The sequence below is a fragment of the Bradyrhizobium sp. Ai1a-2 genome, assembly GCF_000426245.1.
Taxonomy (GTDB): domain Bacteria; phylum Pseudomonadota; class Alphaproteobacteria; order Rhizobiales; family Xanthobacteraceae; genus Bradyrhizobium.
On record NZ_AUEZ01000120.1, the window covers coordinates 1 to 14,534 of the forward strand.

Genomic DNA, 14,534 nt, shown 5'->3' on the forward strand with positions numbered 1-14,534 from the left:
CAACGTTCGTGACGATCGCGAGCCGCCCCTCATCCGGGTGAGACGCGCGGAGTTAAATCACTGATTTGCCCGACGACGGAAGCGGAATGTTTTTTGTGCGAGGGCTGGACAGACTTTTGGTGATTTGCCCGTCGAGTTGATTTGTCGCACCGAAAGCAACCACATCGTCATTGCGAGCGGAGCGAAGCAATCAATAGCGCCGCAAGCGCAGAGTAACCCTCCGGCCGGGCCGCGGAGTGATCGCTTTTCGCCGGGTTAGTCCAAGGGTTTTTTACGACCCATATTCGTCGTGCCGACGCCACCATTTGTAGGGGCGTGACTGAGGCCAATCCGGCGGCGAATCCTCCCACGTCTCCTGGCGCCCGTAGGGCGTCGCGTCCAGGAAGCCCCAGACGTTCCCGAGCGCCTCGCATCCCCGTCGGGAGGTGAAGTAGGTGCGGAACACCTGGTCTCCCCGCCGCAAGAGGACACTGAGCCCATGGGCTTCGCCGCTCGGCGTCGTGATCCCCAGATCGACATTGAAGCTGTTGTTCGCTGACGAGACCCAGCGGTGCGGCCAGGACATGCGCTTGCGATAGGCCTCGATGCTGGCGAAGGGCGCGAGCGAGACCAGTGCAAGAGATACGCCGCGCGCGCTCAGGTGCGGTACGGCGAACTGACCGATGTTGTCCACGAACATCGAGCATCCGGGACAGCCCGCAGACGGCCAGCCGTGCACGCCCGGCGCAAACATGAAGTGGTAGAGGAGAAGCTGCGGCCGGCCATCGAATAGATCCAGTAGGCCCACCTGCCCATCCGCGCCGTCGAAGACGTAGGACTTCTCGATCTTCGTCATCGGCAGTCGGCGACGCTCCGCGGCAAGTGCATCCCTGGTGCGGGTCAGGGCTTTCTCCTTGGCAAGCATCGTGTCGAGCGCTTGGCGCCACTCACGCTCCGCGACAACCTTGGGCATCGGTTCTGCTGTTGCATTCATTGCTCGTCTCCTTCGTCCGACGGAACCACCCCGAGGACGTTCGAGGCAGACCCAAGCCGACAGGCCGACCGAAATTTTTCCTCTCCTCGATGATCCGAAGCTTCTCGGCAACAGTCCACCGCCGCGCCGCTCCAGACAGAACCGTAACCGTCGTCACGTTTGCTCACTTGCTTGCAAATCAACGAGCAATCCATCCCACGTTCGAACACGAACCGGGGCGGCGGCCCTCACCGGAGGCTTACAGCGCAGACGTGGATTGCTTCGCTTCGCTCGCAATGATGGTAGGGTGGGTTAGCGCAGCGTAGCCAACCGATAACAGCGGGAAGAAAGATGGTGGGTTACGCTGCGCTAACCCACCCTACAACTCCACGGCTTACAGCGTGCAGCGGCGCTCCGTTCGCATCTGTTGCTGCTCGGTCATCGCGGCAGTGAAGGTCGCCACCGGCTTGCTGATCACCTTGTAGGTCGAAGGCCATTCCAGCGGCTTTCGCTGCAGGTCCTCATTCCATATCTGGCAGATGCCGGTGTTTTCCCAGCGGATCACATAATAGCCGGCCTCTGCGGGCTTGGCGACGGCGATGGCGGCGACGGTGAGGCAGGTGGCGAGACAGAGGGCGATAGCGCGACGCATGACGGATCTCCTGTCGGACATTTGTTGGCCTGCCTCCGCGATGAGGAGAGGCGGCGCCGATTTTTCTTGCGATCGTTTGTGGCGCTTTTGGTGCTGGCAGAAATGCCGCAACGACATGGCGGGCTGCATTTTCACCAGTGGCTTCGAGCAACGGTGTGTGGGTCATCCGCTCGCTCGCCAGAGAGCCAATCCGCCAATTCCTGCCACGGCTGCAACGACCAGCTTCCGGAAGCCGCGCCCGATGGCGAAGCCAATACGAATATATCCGGAAAATCCGGCAGCCGGGCCTGCCGGCCGAGCGCGATCGCCGACGTCGGTCGTCCGTAGAACAGGGATGCCGCCTTCTTGCTGGTGAACGCGATGGTCTGCGGCCGGTAGGTCAGCATCTTGTCGCGGAACGCAGGCACATCGATGGGGAAGGCGAGCGCATGGTGGTCCATGCCCGCGCCCGTCTTGCACATGTCGGTGAAGCCGATGCCGAGGTCGAGCAGCGCCGGAAATTCATGCGGCTCAAAGCGGCGCGGCGTGATGCCGACCTGATGCAGCGTCCGCCAGAAGCGATTGCCGGGATGCGCGTAGTAATGGCCGAGGTCCGCTGACCGCTGGCTCGCGGCGGTGCCGACGAAGACCAGGCGCAGATCGGCGGCAAGCTGGTCGGGCAGTCGCTCGCGAGGCGCGGGCGCTCCGCTCATGCAGCGCGAAGGTGTGCGACGCCCTCGATCTCGATCAGCATCTTCGGATCAGGCAACGCCACCACCACGCAGGTGGTGCGCGCCGGATAGGGCGCCGGCCCGAACGCCTCGGCATAGAGCCTGTTCATCGTGGCGACATCGGAGGCGCGCGTCAGCAGCACGTTGACCTTGACGAGATTGCGCACCGTCGCGCCTGCCTCATCCAGCACGCGCTTGAAGTTGGCGACGACGTTGGCGAACTGTGCCTCGAAGGTGTCAGGCAGCCCGCCATTGGCGTCGAAGCCGGGGATGCCGGAGATGAAGAGGAGATCGCCGACGCAGGCGCCGAACGAGAGCGGCGGCGCCTTGACGCCGGGCGGGGGAGGGAAGTGTTTTATGGACATAGGCATCCTCGCGTGGCCGTTGGACAGGTGGGATGCAGGATAGATCAGCGGCTGGCGTGTGCCAACGGATCGCGCGAACGCGCATCCGATGATCGGCCTCTCAATATGCGGGACGAACGCCCGCCCGATTCCTCAGGATAGAACTGCGAAGGTTGACTCGCCGACGACACAGCCACAGCTCAAGGGCGTTGATGGTGTCCTCTCTGCGGTGGTGGGAAGAACTAGAGCATTTCGGTTCTGATTGAATCAGAGCCGACGCTCTAGATCCTTGTTTTGACGTGTTTTCTTCACACGAACCGGCGTCCACTTCGCTCAAAAACGCTTTAGAGGAGGCTCCGGTTGTCGGAGAAAAATCGCTCGCAGAACTTGCGGATGTGGTCCGGCAGATCATCAACGGCGGATGGCTTGCTGGACTCCCCGCACTCAATGCGAGATTGCGTTCCTGTTGCTCTGTTCGCAAGGTGCGAGCCGTCGCTCCCGGCTTGATTCGCCATCCGATCGAGAAATGCAGCTCTCGCCTTGGCGCGGAAGGCGCTATTCGATCTCATATCGTTATCCCCACGTTCGCCAATTGAGACTTACGCACGTTTTAGGATGGCTGGAGAATCCGACTAGCTACCAAAATGGCTGGCAACGGCATCCAAAAGTTTGTCGTTAAGGGGGCCCTTCAGGTTCAGACGCTTCTTAGGCGCCACGGCCGCAACAAAACGGCCGGGCAAGTGCCCGGCCGCTTTCTCCGTCATGGATGTTCAAACCAAGCCCTGGGCTTGAGGCGCGTAGTCCTCACAGCACCCGATTACTCTCCTTCACCTTCTCCGCATCGAGATAGACGTCGCCGCCCATCTCCCTGAACTTCTGGCTCATCGCGGCCATGCCGTCCTCGATGGTGCCCTGTACCGACATACCGACGCTCGCCGGATCGTTCAGCGTCGCCGCATAGTCCCGCACGTCCTGGGTGATCTTCATCGAGCAGAATTTCGGGCCGCACATCGAGCAGAAGTGGGCGACCTTATGGGCTTCCTTCGGCAGGGTCTCGTCGTGGAAGTTCTTCGCGGTCTCGGGGTCGAGGCCGAGGTTGAACTGGTCGGTCCAGCGGAAGTCGAACCTTGCGCGGGAGAGCGCGTCGTCGCGGAGTTGCGCGGCGGGGTGACCCTTGGCGAGGTCGGCGGCGTGGGCCGCGATCTTGTAGGTGATGACGCCAACCTTGACGTCGTTGCGATCGGGCAGGCCGAGATGCTCCTTCGGCGTGACGTAGCAGAGCATGGCGCAGCCGAACCAGCCGATCATGGCGGCGCCGATGCCTGACGTGATGTGGTCGTAGCCCGGCGCGATGTCCGTGGTCAGCGGGCCAAGCGTATAGAACGGGGCTTCGCCGCATTCCTTGAGCTGCTTGTCCATGTTGATCTTGATCTTGTGCATCGGCACGTGGCCGGGGCCCTCGATCATGACCTGGCAGCCCTTGTCCCACGCGATTTTTGTGAGCTCTCCGAGCGTCTCCAGTTCGGCGAACTGCGCGCGGTCGTTGGCATCGGCGATCGAGCCGGGACGCAGGCCGTCGCCCAGCGAGAACGAGACGTCATACTTGCGCATGAGGTCGCAGATCTCGTCGAAATGGGTGTAGAGGAAGCTCTCCTTGTGGTGCGCCAGGCACCACTTCGCCATGATCGAGCCGCCGCGCGAGACGATGCCGGTGACGCGGTTAGCGGTGAGGTGGATGTAGGGCAGGCGCACGCCGGCGTGGATTGTGAAATAGTCGACGCCCTGTTCGCACTGCTCGATCAGCGTGTCCTTGTACAATTCCCAGGTCAGCTGGACCGGATCGCCGTTGCACTTCTCCAGCGCCTGGTAGATCGGCACGGTGCCGATCGGCACCGGCGAGTTGCGCAGGATCCATTCGCGGGTGGTATGGATGTTGCGCCCCGTCGAGAGGTCCATCACGGTGTCGGCGCCCCAGCGGATCGCCCACACCATCTTCTCGACTTCCTCCTCGACCGACGACGTCACGGCGGAGTTGCCGATATTGGCGTTGATCTTGGTCAGGAAGTTGCGGCCGATGATCATCGGCTCGAGCTCGGCGTGGTTGATATTGGAGGGGATAATGGCGCGGCCGCGCGCGATCTCAGAGCGTACGTACTCCGGCGTGATGAAGGCCGGCACCGAGGCGCCGAAGCTCTCGCCGTCGGCAAGCGCGGCCTCCGCGCGCTCGAGCTGCTGCTTGCGGCCGAGATTCTCGCGCTCGGCGACGTAGATCATCTCCTTGGTGATGATGCCGGCGCGGGCGAATTCGAGCTGGGTGATCTTGTGGCCGTCGAGGCCGCGCAGCGGCTGGTGATGCGCGGTGAAGGCGCGCGCCGCCTTGTCGGCGGACAGGTTGCCGTTGTCTTCTGGCTTGATCGTGCGCCCGTCATATTCCTCGACGCCACCGCGTTCCTTGACCCAGGCCAGACGATTGCGCGGCAGGCCGACATTGACGTCGATGGTGATGGACGGATCGGTGTAAGGGCCGGAGGTGTCATAGACCGGAAGATTGGGCTCGCCGGCGCCTTCGCTCAGGATGATCTCGCGCAAGGGCACGCGCACATCGGGCGCCCCCTCGGGGGTAGAGAAAATCTTGCGCGAGGAGGGCAGCGGCCCCGTGGTGACGGCGGGAATGGTGGTATCAGGGTTGGAACGGATGTTCATGGAGTTCCTCCTTAAACTTCTTACTTCAGGCGGCTTTGGCTGAAGCGCCAAGCCATTGTCTGACCCGCGCATCGGGGTCGGCGTTCTGGGTGATGTCGGAGACGACGGCGATCGAGTCGGCGCCGGCGGCGAAGATCTCCGCCGCCTGCTCGAACTTGATGCCGCCGATCGCAACCAGCGGGATGTTGCCGATGCGCTGCTTCCATTCGGTGATTTTTGGAATCCCCTGCGGGGCGAAGCGCATCGATTTCAGCGTGGTCGGGAAGATCGGGCCGAGCGCGACATAATCAGGCTCGGCCTTCAGCGCGGTGGCAAGCTCCTCGTCGTCATGGGTGGAGATGCCGAGCGTCAGCTTGGCGTTGCGGATCTCGGCAAGGTCGGCATCGGCGAGATCCTCCTGGCCGAGATGCAGATGCTCGGCGCCGGCGACGATCGCCGCGCGCCAATAGTCGTTGACGACCAGTTTTGTCGGTGTGCCCTTGGTCACCGCGAGCGCATCGGTGACGATCTGCAGCGCTTCGGCGTCGTTCAGATCCTTGGCGCGGAGCTGGATCGTGCCGACGCCGAGTCTCGTCAGCCGCTCGACCCAGGCGACGCTGTCGACGACGGGATAGAAAGGATCAGGATACGCGTAGCGATCAGGATACGGCATGCCAGAACGGAGTCCCGATGACAGGAGTGGAGGGGGAGGCGAAATCGCGGGCGTCCATCAGCCCGGCCTCAAACGCGGAGCGGCCGGCCTCGATGCCGAGGCGGAATGCATTGGCCATCGCAACGGGGTCGGCGGCCTTCGCGACCGCCGTGTTGAGCAGCACCGCGTCGTAGCCGAGCTCGAAGGCGTGGGCCGCATGGGACGGCGCGCCGATGCCGGCGTCGACCACCAGCGTGATGTCGGGCAGCCGGTCGCGCAGCAGTTTTAGCGCATCACGGTTGGTGATCCCCCTGGCGCTGCCGATCGGCGCGGCCCACGGCATCACCACCTTGCAGCCGGCATCGACCAGCCGCATCGCGACAGAAAGATCTTCGGTGCAATAGGGGAACACCTCGAAGCCGTCCTTGATCAGGATCGAGGCGGCCTCGACCAGTCCGACGACATCGGGCTGCAGCGTGTCGTTGTCTGCGATGACCTCGAGCTTGATCCAGCTCGTTCCGAACAATTCGCGCGCGAGCTTGGCCGTGGTCACCGCCTCGCGCACGGTGCGGCAGCCGGCGGTGTTCGGCAGCACCGTCACATCAAGCTCGCGGATCAGCGACCAGAATGCGTCCCCCGTCTTGCCGCCGGCGGCCTCGCGGCGCAGCGACACGGTGACGATGTTGGCGCCGGAGGCGCGGATCGCTGCCTGCATGATCGCGGGCGAGGGATAGAGCGCCGTGCCGATCAGCAGGCGAGAGGAGAAGGTCTTGCCGTAGAAGTTCAGCATTGTGTCAGTGTCCTCCGCTTGTCATCCCCGCGAAGGCGGGGATCCAGTAACCCGCGCCGCCTGTGCTTGAACCGTAACGCCGGGGCGTACTGGATCGCCCGGTCAAGCCGGGCGATGACGGCTGGGTGTGTGGAGCGCGTACAACGAAGTCCTGTGGTTATGGGTCCCCGCCTTCGCGGGGACGACGCGTGGAGAGAGTTGGTACGCATACCGATCACCCTCCCTGCCGCGGCGTGATGATCTCGATCTCGTCGCCGGCTTTCAGCGCTGTCTCGGCCCAGCGGCTCTTCGGCAGCACGTCGTAATTCAGCGCGATCGCGAAATGGGAGCCTTCGTAGTCGAGTTCGGCGAGCAGCGCGTCGACGCTGGCAGCGGTAATCTCCCGCGGCTCGCCGTTGACGATCACGCGCATCGCATCACCTCGTTGTCGATCTGGCCGCGCTTGACATACGCGAGTGTCAGCTCCGCCAGCGCTGGCGCCAGCAGGAAGCCGTGGCGGTAAAGGCCGTTCACTGACATCTTGTTCCTGTCGATCGTGATCCGCGGCAGGTTGTCCGGAAAGGCCGGGCGCAGGCCGGAGCCGAATTCGACGATGCGCGCTTCGGCAAAGGCCGGGTGCACCGCGTAGGCCGCGCCGAGAAGCTCCAGCGCCGAGCGGACGCTGACGCCGGTGTCCTCGGCCTCGATCGAGGTCGCGCCCAGCATGAACAGATGGTCCTCGCGCGGGATCACGTAAAGCGGCCAGCGCGGATGGATCAGCCGAACCGGGCGCGACAGCTCCACCTCCGCGGTCTCGATCAGGATCATCTCGCCCTTGACGCCGCGCAGCTCCGGCTGCCCGTCACGCGCCGACAGGCCGCGGCAATCGATCACGATGCCTTCGAGATCCTCGGCGCTCACGTCGCTGTTGAACTTGATGATGCCGCCGGCGGCGAGGATGCGCTCATGCAGCTTCGGCAGCACGCGACGCGGCTCGACGTGGCCTTCGGCCGGAAAGAACAGCGCGTCGCGGAAACGGCCGTCGAGCGAGGGTTCGAGCTGCGCAACGCCTGACGCGTCGAGCCGCTGGTGGCCTTCCGTCATCCGGGCAAAGCGCTCGAAATCGCTGCGCTCGCGCGCATGCGCCACCACCAGCGAGCCGTTGAACGGCGTATCCGGCAATTCGCGCCGCCAGATGTCGAGCGAGCGCTGGCCGAGCCGGCTGATGATGGGCTCGGCGACCTCGGCCTCGCAATAGGGCGCCAGCATGCCGCCGGCCCAATGGCTTGTGGATTCCGTCATCGCCGCGTCACTGCGCTCATGCAGAGTGACGGCGTGTCCGGCCTGCGCAAACAGTAGGGCTTGCCAAGCGCCGGCTATGCCTGCGCCGATGATCGATACGGGGGAATCCCCCCGCGGACTCTTGTTCTGGTACATCCCTGTCCCTTCGCCGGTATGACCCGGATCAGGTTCAAAGGGTCACCGCGGTCCCGGATATCGGCCAGACTGGCCAACCCCAAGCGTGCGGTATCTCAGCTCCTCCTCGGAGCACCCCTCGGAACGTGTCTAATGTAAGCGGATGCGCTGGCCTGTCAACGCCGCCTTGCGGCCGTGCCCCTCAATTGCCGGGCATCTGCTGTGCGCTGGTGTCGACCGCGCTCTCCTGCGCCACGGGCCCTGCCTGCTCATTTTGCGATGCGGCGGCGAGCGTCGGACGGGCTTGCGCCTTGGCTTCTTTTAGATGCTGCAGCCGCTGCTGCTTGGCGGCGTAATAATACCCGCCGGCGTAGTAGCGTACGGCGCGGTCGTGGTTGCCACCGGCGGCGCGGAAGGCGCCCGCGAGATATTTGATGCCGTAGGTGAGGTTGGTTTCGGGGTCGCGCAGACCCGCCGCATCGCCCCTGTAGCCGAGGCCGCGCGCGGTCGCGAGCTTGATCTGCATCAGCCCGATCGCGCCGCCGCGTCCGACCAGGTTCGGCTGATACTTGCTCTCGCGCACGATCACGCGGTGCACCAGCGTATCCGGCACCAGGTTGGCCTGGGCATGGGCGGCGACCATCGCCTCATATTGCGAACGCTGCTGCGCCTGCGCAGGCGAGCCCAGAAGCATCGCGGCAACAGCCGCAAGCAAGGTGAGGGCGAAAGGGAATTTCATCGGACGCGATCTCGGCGACGGAATGGTCTGTTCCACTTACGCAATCGAATTGTTGCGGTGGCCGGGCAGATATGTGGCGAAAAAGCGGCGTTATACGATCGGCTTTAGTAAAGTCTTACACGATGATTTGCTGCGTGGCGGCAAGCGGATTGTCGCGCAAATGACTCAAAGCCATCGTAGAATTTTGCATGGCAGGCCGAGAGTTTCAGTGCGCCTGCCGACAACACAATCAAGAAACGACAATCAAGAAAACCGACCAAGAAACGTCGATAAAGGGAGACGCGTCATGGCCATCTTTGATTCCGCTGATCTGCCGCGTGGAAATCCTTGCGCACAATGCGGCAAGCCGATCATGAGGCCGGACTGGGTCGAGCAGGATGTTGGCCGGACTTCTTATCTCTGGCATTGCCGCGCCTGCGACTACCGCTTCGAGGCCATTGCGATCTATCCGGAGCCGCACAGCGAACCGGCGCCGCTCGCAGCCTGAAGTCAGGCCGCCGAGCGCCGGTCTTCCGCGCGTACCGGCAACGCGATCCGCGCCACGAGCCCGTGCGGCTGCTTGTCGTGCAGGGATAACGTCCCACCATGCGCGAGCACGATCGCGTTGGTGATCGACAGCCCGAGGCCAAAGCCTTCGGACTCGTCCATGTTGCGCGCGCCGTCGCCGCGCACGAACGGCTCCAGTACATCGCGCTTGCGCGCATCCGAAATGCCGGGGCCGTCATCCTCGACTTCGATGGTGATGCGATCGGGGAGGGTGCGGAGCCGGATCGTCGCTTCGGCGCCGAAGCGGACCGCGTTCTCGACCAGATTGGTGACGCTGCGGTGCAGGTCGTCCGGCCGCACGGTTGCCATCGCGTGTGCGGGGCCATCGTAATTGACCTTGTGGCCCATGTCGGAAAACTGGTCGGTGACCAGCTGCAGCGTGCTGGCGATATCGGTCAGCGTCATCGATTCCAGCCTGCGGTCGTTGCGCAGGAACGACAGCACCGCTTCCAGCATCGCGCGCATCTGGTCGAGATCGGCGAGCATGCGGCTGCGATGGGTCTCGTCCTCGATGAATTCCGAGCGCAGCCGCATCCGTGTGATCGGCGTGCGCAGGTCGTGGCTGATCGCGGCCAGCATCTTGGTGCGGTCGTCGATCAGGCTGGTGATGCGCTCGCGCATGCGGTTCAGCGCTTTCGCAACTGAACGGATTTCTTCCGGCCCGCGTTCGGGCAGCGGCGCGGCCGCGCCGTCGAGGCTGAAGCTCTCGGCGGCGCGCGCAAAGGACGACAGCGGCGCGGTCAACGCGCGTGCCGCCCACAGCCCGAGCAGCGTCACGCTGATGACCACGAACAACAGCGTCATCATCCAGGGACCGCCGAAGAACGGCGGCCGGTGCCGATCCGCGAGCAGCCGCGCCGAGATCACAGCACCGTCGGGCAGCGTGACGCCGATCCGCGTGCCGTCGCCCGCCAGCGGAAACAGCCGATAGGCGCTGCCGAGCCGGCGGTAGAGGAAGTGCAGTTCGCGCTCATTCAGTTCGCCGGCAGCCGGCGCGGTGCCAGGCGGAAGGATCTCGACGCCGAGTTGCGGAAAGGCGTTGTTGATATCGATGGAGAGCCGCGCTCGTTCGGACGGCGCGGCGGCGCCGAGCAACTGGATCGCGCTGGCAAGCTGGGCATGTCCGCGGTCGCCTGGCGGCTCCGACTGGTCCGGCCGGTAGAGCAGGAAGATCGCGGCGATGATGACGTGGATGGCGATGATAGAGGCGACCACCAGCGCCGCGATCTGCCCGCTGATGCCCTTGAGATTGAGGAAGCCGGCGAGCTTCATCGTCAATTGCCCGCCGCCGCGGTCACTGCTTCCACTGTGGCTGCTTCGACTCGTGGCGTGAACATGTAGCCGCCGGCGCGCACCGTCTTGATCATGGTGGCCTCCTGCGGATCGGGCTCGATCTTGCGGCGGATGCGGCTGACCAGCACGTCGATCGAGCGCTCGAACGAGCCGGCGTTGCGCGCGCCGGTGAGGTCGAGCAGGCTGTCGCGCGACAGCACGCGGCCGGGCCGCTCGCAGAAGGTCCGGAGCAGGTCGAACTCGGCGCTGGTCATGGCGACCTTGGCGCCTTCGGGGTTACGCAGTTCACGCAGGCGGAAATCGATGCGCCAGCCCTGGAACGTCAAGGCGGTCGCGCCTTCGATGGCGCTGGCGTTGCGCGCAGCAGCCTGGCGCCGCAGCACCGCATTGATCCGCGCCAAAAGCTCGCGCGGATTGAACGGCTTCGGCAGATAGTCGTCGGCGCCCATCTCGAGGCCGAGGATGCGGTCGACGTCCTCGCCGCGCGCGGTCAGCATGATGATCGGCGTCTGCGAGGTCGCGCGCACCTTGCGGCACAGGCTGAGGCCATCCTCGCCCGGCAGCATGACGTCGAGGATCAGAAGATCGACGCGGTGGTCGGCCATCGCGCGGACCATCTCACGGCCGTCGCCGGCGGTGGTGACGTTGCAGGCGTTGTTGCGCAGATATTTCGCGATCAGGCTGCGCGTCTCGCGGTCGTCCTCGACGACAAGGATGTTCGGCTGCGGTTGGGCCATGCTGACCTTTTTGTCGATGATTCGGGGGAAGCGCCGAAGATTCTTGTTTCCAAATGTTTCTGACGGCTGCGCGGTAACAGGGGGCAACAGGGCAAAAGGCACTGTTAAGACCGGTAACCCTACCGTCGCGGCCAGTTTCACGCGTACCTATCAGAATCATTTGGAGCATTCCATGACCGCGATCTCGGCTGCCTCCGGCAGCACCTACCAGTCGCCTCTGCAGCGACTGCAGGACGAACTGCAGTCCGAAATCAATTCCGGCGCCGTCAGCTCGTCGGACCAGGACGCGCTGTCGTCAGCGCTGACGGATATCGACGCCTCGATGCAGGCAGGCCGCGCCAGCGATCAGCCCAGCGGCACGCGGCCGTCGCCGGACGAGATGAAGTCCAAGCTCGATGATCTCATCAGCCAGGAGGTCTCGAGCGGCAAGCTGACCAGCGATCAGGCGACCGAGCTGCAAGGCGTGTTCAAGGCCGCCTTCGCGCAGGGTCCGGGCGGCGCGCATGGCCATCACGGCGATGCCGGTGGGCCGCCGCCGTCGGATGCCGTAAGCTCGGCCGATGATTCCAGCACCGCCACCAATTCGGTCAGCGACATTTTGCAGCAGTTCCTGCAGTCGCTGCAGGACTCGCTGTCGACGTCGGCATCGAGTTCCTACAACTCGGCCGGCAGCGCGAGCGCATCGGCTAACGGCAGTTCGTTCTCGGCGCTGCTGATCGACTACCAGAGCTGAGGCGCGGCTCCTTCCCCACGAATAGCGTGTAGCCCGGGTGGAGCGTCAGCGTAACCCGGGGCCGCTCGTCGACGTTGACGCAGGCTTCCCGGGTTGCGCTTCGCTCCACCCGGGCTACCGAAAAAGGGAAGGGTGGCTGTTCCATTGGTTGCGGAGGAACCAGTCGTCGAATGTGGCGTTGAATCCCTCGATCTCTTGTGGGGAGGGCCAGATGGCAGCCGACGCCAGCACCAATCCGCATCGGCTCATTGCCAGCGATCGTGTCGAAGGCACTGCGGTGCGGCGACCGAACGGCGAGATGATCGGCCACATCGAACGGCTGATGATCGACAAGGTCTCCGGCCAGGTGTCTTACGCCGTGCTCAGCTTCGGCGGATTCTTCGGCCTCGGAACCAACCTCATTCCCGTGCCCTGGGCGCGGCTGCGCTACAACACGCGCTTCGAAGCCTATGAGCTCGACATATCAGATGAAGAGCTGAAACGCGCGCCGTCGTTTCGCGCCGACAAGGATTTCGATTGGGGCGATCGGTCGCAGGAAAACGAGCTGAACCGCTACTACGGCATTCCGCCTTACTGGGGCGGTTTCTGAAGCGACGTCGTCGCTTAACTTCAAGCTTTCGATTCAACCTTGACTTTGGCGTCGCAAGTTCCGTGAGACTTGATACGGAACGCTTGCTGACGTGACGGGTTTTCTCAGCATCGATTTCGAGAACTGGAGGACCCGATCATGTTAGCGAAGTATACCATCACTGGCCTTGCGGCCTCGGCCCTGCTTGCAAGCGTCGCGTTCGCGCAAACGCCGAACACGGCGACCGGAGATCGTCCGAGCACCGCGGAGACCACGTCAACCACCGCCCCGACGTCGTTCAAGGGCAACTGGCGCGCGTCGAAAATGGCCGGCCTGAGTGTCTACAACGACAGCAATGAGAGCATCGGCTCGATCAACGACATGTTGATGGACAAGAGCGGCAACATCAAAGCGATCGTGATCGGCGTCGGCGGTTTCCTCGGCGTCGGCGAACATCTGGTCGCGGTGCCATTCGAGAAGGTCAAGTTCGCCAACGAGCCGGTCGCCTATACCGGCGCGTCGAACACCGGCGCCAAGCCGTCGGGCAGCACCGGCTCGTCGACGACCACGGGCGCTGCGACAAGCTCGACTTCGAGCTCCAAGCCGAACCCCTGGTACCCCGATCACGCCGTCTACAGCGCGACCAAGGAAGAGCTGAAGGCGATGCCGGAGTTCAAGTACTCGACCGAGTAAGGCTCTCGCCTGCTCAAGCAAAAGCGCGCCCGGTTCTGCCGGGCGCGTTCTTGCGTTAGGGCGACGTGAAGTGCGTTCGCGGTTGGCTACTTGCGCAGGCCCCTCCCCATCGCCTCGTAGATCATCGACTTCAAGTTCAGTTGGATCCGTCCCCCCTGTGTGGGCGACATCACCATGAAGACTCCAAGCATGTCGTCCACGGGGTCGACGAAATAGAAACTGCCGCCGGCGCCGTCCCAACGGTATTCACCGAGTGGCCAGTTCGTATACGGAGGTGGCGAGGTGCGCACGGCAAAGCCGAGACCGAAGCCGCTGGTGGGCCCCGGAAAATAGAAGGGATCATGAATGATCCCGGTTTCCGGCCCAATCTGATCCGACGTCATCAGTGCAACTGTCTCACGCTTGAGATACCGCTTGCCGTCCAGTTCACCTCCATTCAGCAGCATTTGCAGGAAGCGGGCGTAGTTCCCCGTGGTCGAGGCCAGGCCTGCTCCACCCGACTCCCAGCGCCGTGGCAATGTAGGATCGGTGATTCCAGCGACTCGAGAGCGATCGACCGGAAATCCCCTCGCGATCAGCGGCCACTTCGCTTTGTCCGCGACATAGTACGCAGTGTCGGACATGCCGAGCGGATCGAACAATCTCTGTTTTTCGAACTGGTACAGCGTCTGCCCCGAGGCCACCTCGACGACACGGCCGAGCACGTCGGTTGAATGGCTGTAATTCGTCGTCCGTGAAGAATCGCCCAAGCCATTGATGTGGAGTCGATTTTTCGGTCGTGAGGGGGTTTGAGATTGCAAGCTTTCGGGGTTTGACGCCGCAAAAGCTTGCAAATCTGCATTTGAGGATACCGCCGAATCGCGCGTCGTGATTCCCTCGGTCTGACCGGAGGGGACGATGAAGCCAAAGGAACGACGCGACAGCGGACAGGCCGATCTTCTGCGCTCCCGGCTGGACGCGATCCTCGACATGGATCATGCACTGGTGAAGCTTTCGCGGACGATCGACTGGTCGGTCCTGGAACAGCGGTTCGGTGCGGTGTATGAGG

16 protein-coding genes, 2 pseudogenes and 1 riboswitch are annotated in these 14,534 nt (G+C 63.6%); of the genes and pseudogenes, 5 read left to right on the forward strand and 13 right to left on the reverse strand.

All coding sequences use genetic code 11. From position 1 onward, the window contains the following. Positions 1 to 271 precede the first annotated feature (271 nt). The 10 genes from K288_RS0139720 to K288_RS48205 form a co-directional block, all read right to left on the reverse strand. Complete coding sequence (locus tag K288_RS0139720) at positions 272 to 973, reverse strand: DUF899 domain-containing protein (RefSeq protein WP_027584425.1); 702 nt, start codon at positions 971 to 973, stop codon at positions 272 to 274. A 373-nt stretch (positions 974 to 1,346) separates the two neighbouring features. Beyond that, positions 1,347 to 1,604 (reverse strand): hypothetical protein, encoded by a 258-nt coding sequence (locus K288_RS0139725; protein WP_027584426.1) that lies wholly within the window; start codon positions 1,602 to 1,604, stop codon positions 1,347 to 1,349. A gap of 131 nt (positions 1,605 to 1,735) precedes the next feature. Next, positions 1,736 to 2,296 carry a mismatch-specific DNA-glycosylase gene (locus tag K288_RS48200; RefSeq protein WP_051335002.1) on the reverse strand — a complete coding sequence of 187 codons (561 nt, stop codon included), beginning with the start codon at positions 2,294 to 2,296 and terminating at the stop codon, positions 1,736 to 1,738. Then, entirely contained in the window at positions 2,293 to 2,679 is a 387-nt protein-coding gene (locus K288_RS0139735) for a RidA family protein (protein ID WP_027584427.1), read from the reverse strand. The genes K288_RS48200 and K288_RS0139735 overlap by 4 nt, the downstream gene beginning before the upstream one ends. 783 nt (positions 2,680 to 3,462) lie before the next feature. Continuing rightward, positions 3,463 to 5,361, reverse strand: coding sequence for a phosphomethylpyrimidine synthase ThiC (gene thiC / locus K288_RS0139745; RefSeq protein WP_027584429.1), 1,899 nt, complete (start codon positions 5,359 to 5,361; stop codon positions 3,463 to 3,465). A 25-nt stretch (positions 5,362 to 5,386) separates the two neighbouring features. After that, on the reverse strand, positions 5,387 to 6,013 hold the full coding sequence (locus K288_RS0139750; protein WP_027584430.1) for a thiamine phosphate synthase: 627 nt from the start codon (positions 6,011 to 6,013) through the stop codon (positions 5,387 to 5,389). Further along, complete coding sequence (locus tag K288_RS0139755) at positions 6,000 to 6,782, reverse strand: thiazole synthase (protein ID WP_027584431.1); 783 nt, start codon at positions 6,780 to 6,782, stop codon at positions 6,000 to 6,002. The genes K288_RS0139750 and K288_RS0139755 overlap by 14 nt, the downstream gene beginning before the upstream one ends. 214 nt (positions 6,783 to 6,996) lie before the next feature. Next, a complete protein-coding gene (gene thiS / locus K288_RS0139760) occupies positions 6,997 to 7,194 on the reverse strand; it encodes a sulfur carrier protein ThiS (RefSeq protein ID WP_027584432.1) in 198 nt (65 codons plus the stop codon). Continuing rightward, on the reverse strand, positions 7,185 to 8,198 hold the full coding sequence (locus K288_RS0139765; protein WP_027584433.1) for an FAD-dependent oxidoreductase: 1,014 nt from the start codon (positions 8,196 to 8,198) through the stop codon (positions 7,185 to 7,187). The genes thiS and K288_RS0139765 overlap by 10 nt, the downstream gene beginning before the upstream one ends. Next, a riboswitch (TPP riboswitch) is annotated at positions 8,186 to 8,327 on the reverse strand. (Overlaps the previous gene by 13 nt.) A 52-nt stretch (positions 8,328 to 8,379) precedes the next feature. Then, a complete protein-coding gene (locus K288_RS48205; protein ID WP_084800069.1) occupies positions 8,380 to 8,916 on the reverse strand; it encodes a lytic transglycosylase domain-containing protein in 537 nt (178 codons plus the stop codon). A gap of 286 nt (positions 8,917 to 9,202) precedes the next feature. Here K288_RS48205 and K288_RS0139775 point away from each other — a divergent pair, with 286 nt between their 5' ends. Further along, on the forward strand, positions 9,203 to 9,403 hold the full coding sequence (locus tag K288_RS0139775; protein WP_027584434.1) for a hypothetical protein: 201 nt from the start codon (positions 9,203 to 9,205) through the stop codon (positions 9,401 to 9,403). A 2-nt stretch (positions 9,404 to 9,405) separates the two neighbouring features. On the opposite strand, the gene K288_RS0139780 is transcribed toward K288_RS0139775, so the two are convergent. Both K288_RS0139780 and K288_RS0139785 read right to left on the reverse strand, forming a co-directional pair. Continuing rightward, a complete protein-coding gene (locus tag K288_RS0139780; protein WP_027584435.1) occupies positions 9,406 to 10,734 on the reverse strand; it encodes an ATP-binding protein in 1,329 nt (442 codons plus the stop codon). Between the two features lie 2 nt (positions 10,735 to 10,736). Beyond that, positions 10,737 to 11,492, reverse strand: a complete 756-nt coding sequence (locus K288_RS0139785) for a response regulator (protein WP_027584436.1) — start codon at positions 11,490 to 11,492, stop codon at positions 10,737 to 10,739. A gap of 172 nt (positions 11,493 to 11,664) precedes the next feature. Here K288_RS0139785 and K288_RS0139790 point away from each other — a divergent pair, with 172 nt between their 5' ends. From K288_RS0139790 to K288_RS0139800, 3 genes are all read left to right on the forward strand, one after another. Next, positions 11,665 to 12,225 (forward strand): hypothetical protein, encoded by a 561-nt coding sequence (locus K288_RS0139790; protein WP_027584437.1) that lies wholly within the window; start codon positions 11,665 to 11,667, stop codon positions 12,223 to 12,225. A 211-nt stretch (positions 12,226 to 12,436) separates the two neighbouring features. After that, positions 12,437 to 12,814 carry a PRC-barrel domain-containing protein gene (locus K288_RS0139795; RefSeq protein ID WP_027584438.1) on the forward strand — a complete coding sequence of 126 codons (378 nt, stop codon included), beginning with the start codon at positions 12,437 to 12,439 and terminating at the stop codon, positions 12,812 to 12,814. A 138-nt stretch (positions 12,815 to 12,952) separates the two neighbouring features. Continuing rightward, complete coding sequence (locus tag K288_RS0139800; RefSeq protein ID WP_027584439.1) at positions 12,953 to 13,486, forward strand: PRC-barrel domain-containing protein; 534 nt, start codon at positions 12,953 to 12,955, stop codon at positions 13,484 to 13,486. An 86-nt stretch (positions 13,487 to 13,572) separates the two neighbouring features. On the opposite strand, the pseudogene K288_RS48210 reads toward K288_RS0139800, so the two are convergent. Further along, positions 13,573 to 14,211 (reverse strand): annotated as a pseudogene (locus K288_RS48210) (serine hydrolase); the annotation flags it as partial. A 172-nt stretch (positions 14,212 to 14,383) separates the two neighbouring features. On the opposite strand from K288_RS48210, the pseudogene K288_RS55190 reads away from it, so the two are divergent. Next, positions 14,384 to 14,534 (forward strand): annotated as a pseudogene (locus K288_RS55190) (IS5/IS1182 family transposase); the annotation flags it as partial.

Coding starts and splice junctions, on each gene's coding strand:
- K288_RS0139720 (WP_027584425.1), bottom strand. CDS start 973: ATGAATGCAACAGCAGAACCGATGCCCAAGGTTGTCGCGGAGCGTGAG.
- K288_RS0139725 (WP_027584426.1), bottom strand. CDS start 1,604: ATGCGTCGCGCTATCGCCCTCTGTCTCGCCACCTGCCTCACCGTCGCC.
- K288_RS48200 (WP_051335002.1), bottom strand. CDS start 2,296: ATGAGCGGAGCGCCCGCGCCTCGCGAGCGACTGCCCGACCAGCTTGCC.
- K288_RS0139735 (WP_027584427.1), bottom strand. CDS start 2,679: ATGTCCATAAAACACTTCCCTCCCCCGCCCGGCGTCAAGGCGCCGCCG.
- thiC (WP_027584429.1), bottom strand. CDS start 5,361: ATGAACATCCGTTCCAACCCTGATACCACCATTCCCGCCGTCACCACG.
- K288_RS0139750 (WP_027584430.1), bottom strand. CDS start 6,013: ATGCCGTATCCTGATCGCTACGCGTATCCTGATCCTTTCTATCCCGTC.
- K288_RS0139755 (WP_027584431.1), bottom strand. CDS start 6,782: ATGCTGAACTTCTACGGCAAGACCTTCTCCTCTCGCCTGCTGATCGGC.
- thiS (WP_027584432.1), bottom strand. CDS start 7,194: ATGCGCGTGATCGTCAACGGCGAGCCGCGGGAGATTACCGCTGCCAGC.
- K288_RS0139765 (WP_027584433.1), bottom strand. CDS start 8,198: ATGTACCAGAACAAGAGTCCGCGGGGGGATTCCCCCGTATCGATCATC.
- K288_RS48205 (WP_084800069.1), bottom strand. CDS start 8,916: ATGAAATTCCCTTTCGCCCTCACCTTGCTTGCGGCTGTTGCCGCGATG.
- K288_RS0139775 (WP_027584434.1), top strand. CDS start 9,203: ATGGCCATCTTTGATTCCGCTGATCTGCCGCGTGGAAATCCTTGCGCA.
- K288_RS0139780 (WP_027584435.1), bottom strand. CDS start 10,734: ATGAAGCTCGCCGGCTTCCTCAATCTCAAGGGCATCAGCGGGCAGATC.
- K288_RS0139785 (WP_027584436.1), bottom strand. CDS start 11,492: ATGGCCCAACCGCAGCCGAACATCCTTGTCGTCGAGGACGACCGCGAG.
- K288_RS0139790 (WP_027584437.1), top strand. CDS start 11,665: ATGACCGCGATCTCGGCTGCCTCCGGCAGCACCTACCAGTCGCCTCTG.
- K288_RS0139795 (WP_027584438.1), top strand. CDS start 12,437: ATGGCAGCCGACGCCAGCACCAATCCGCATCGGCTCATTGCCAGCGAT.
- K288_RS0139800 (WP_027584439.1), top strand. CDS start 12,953: ATGTTAGCGAAGTATACCATCACTGGCCTTGCGGCCTCGGCCCTGCTT.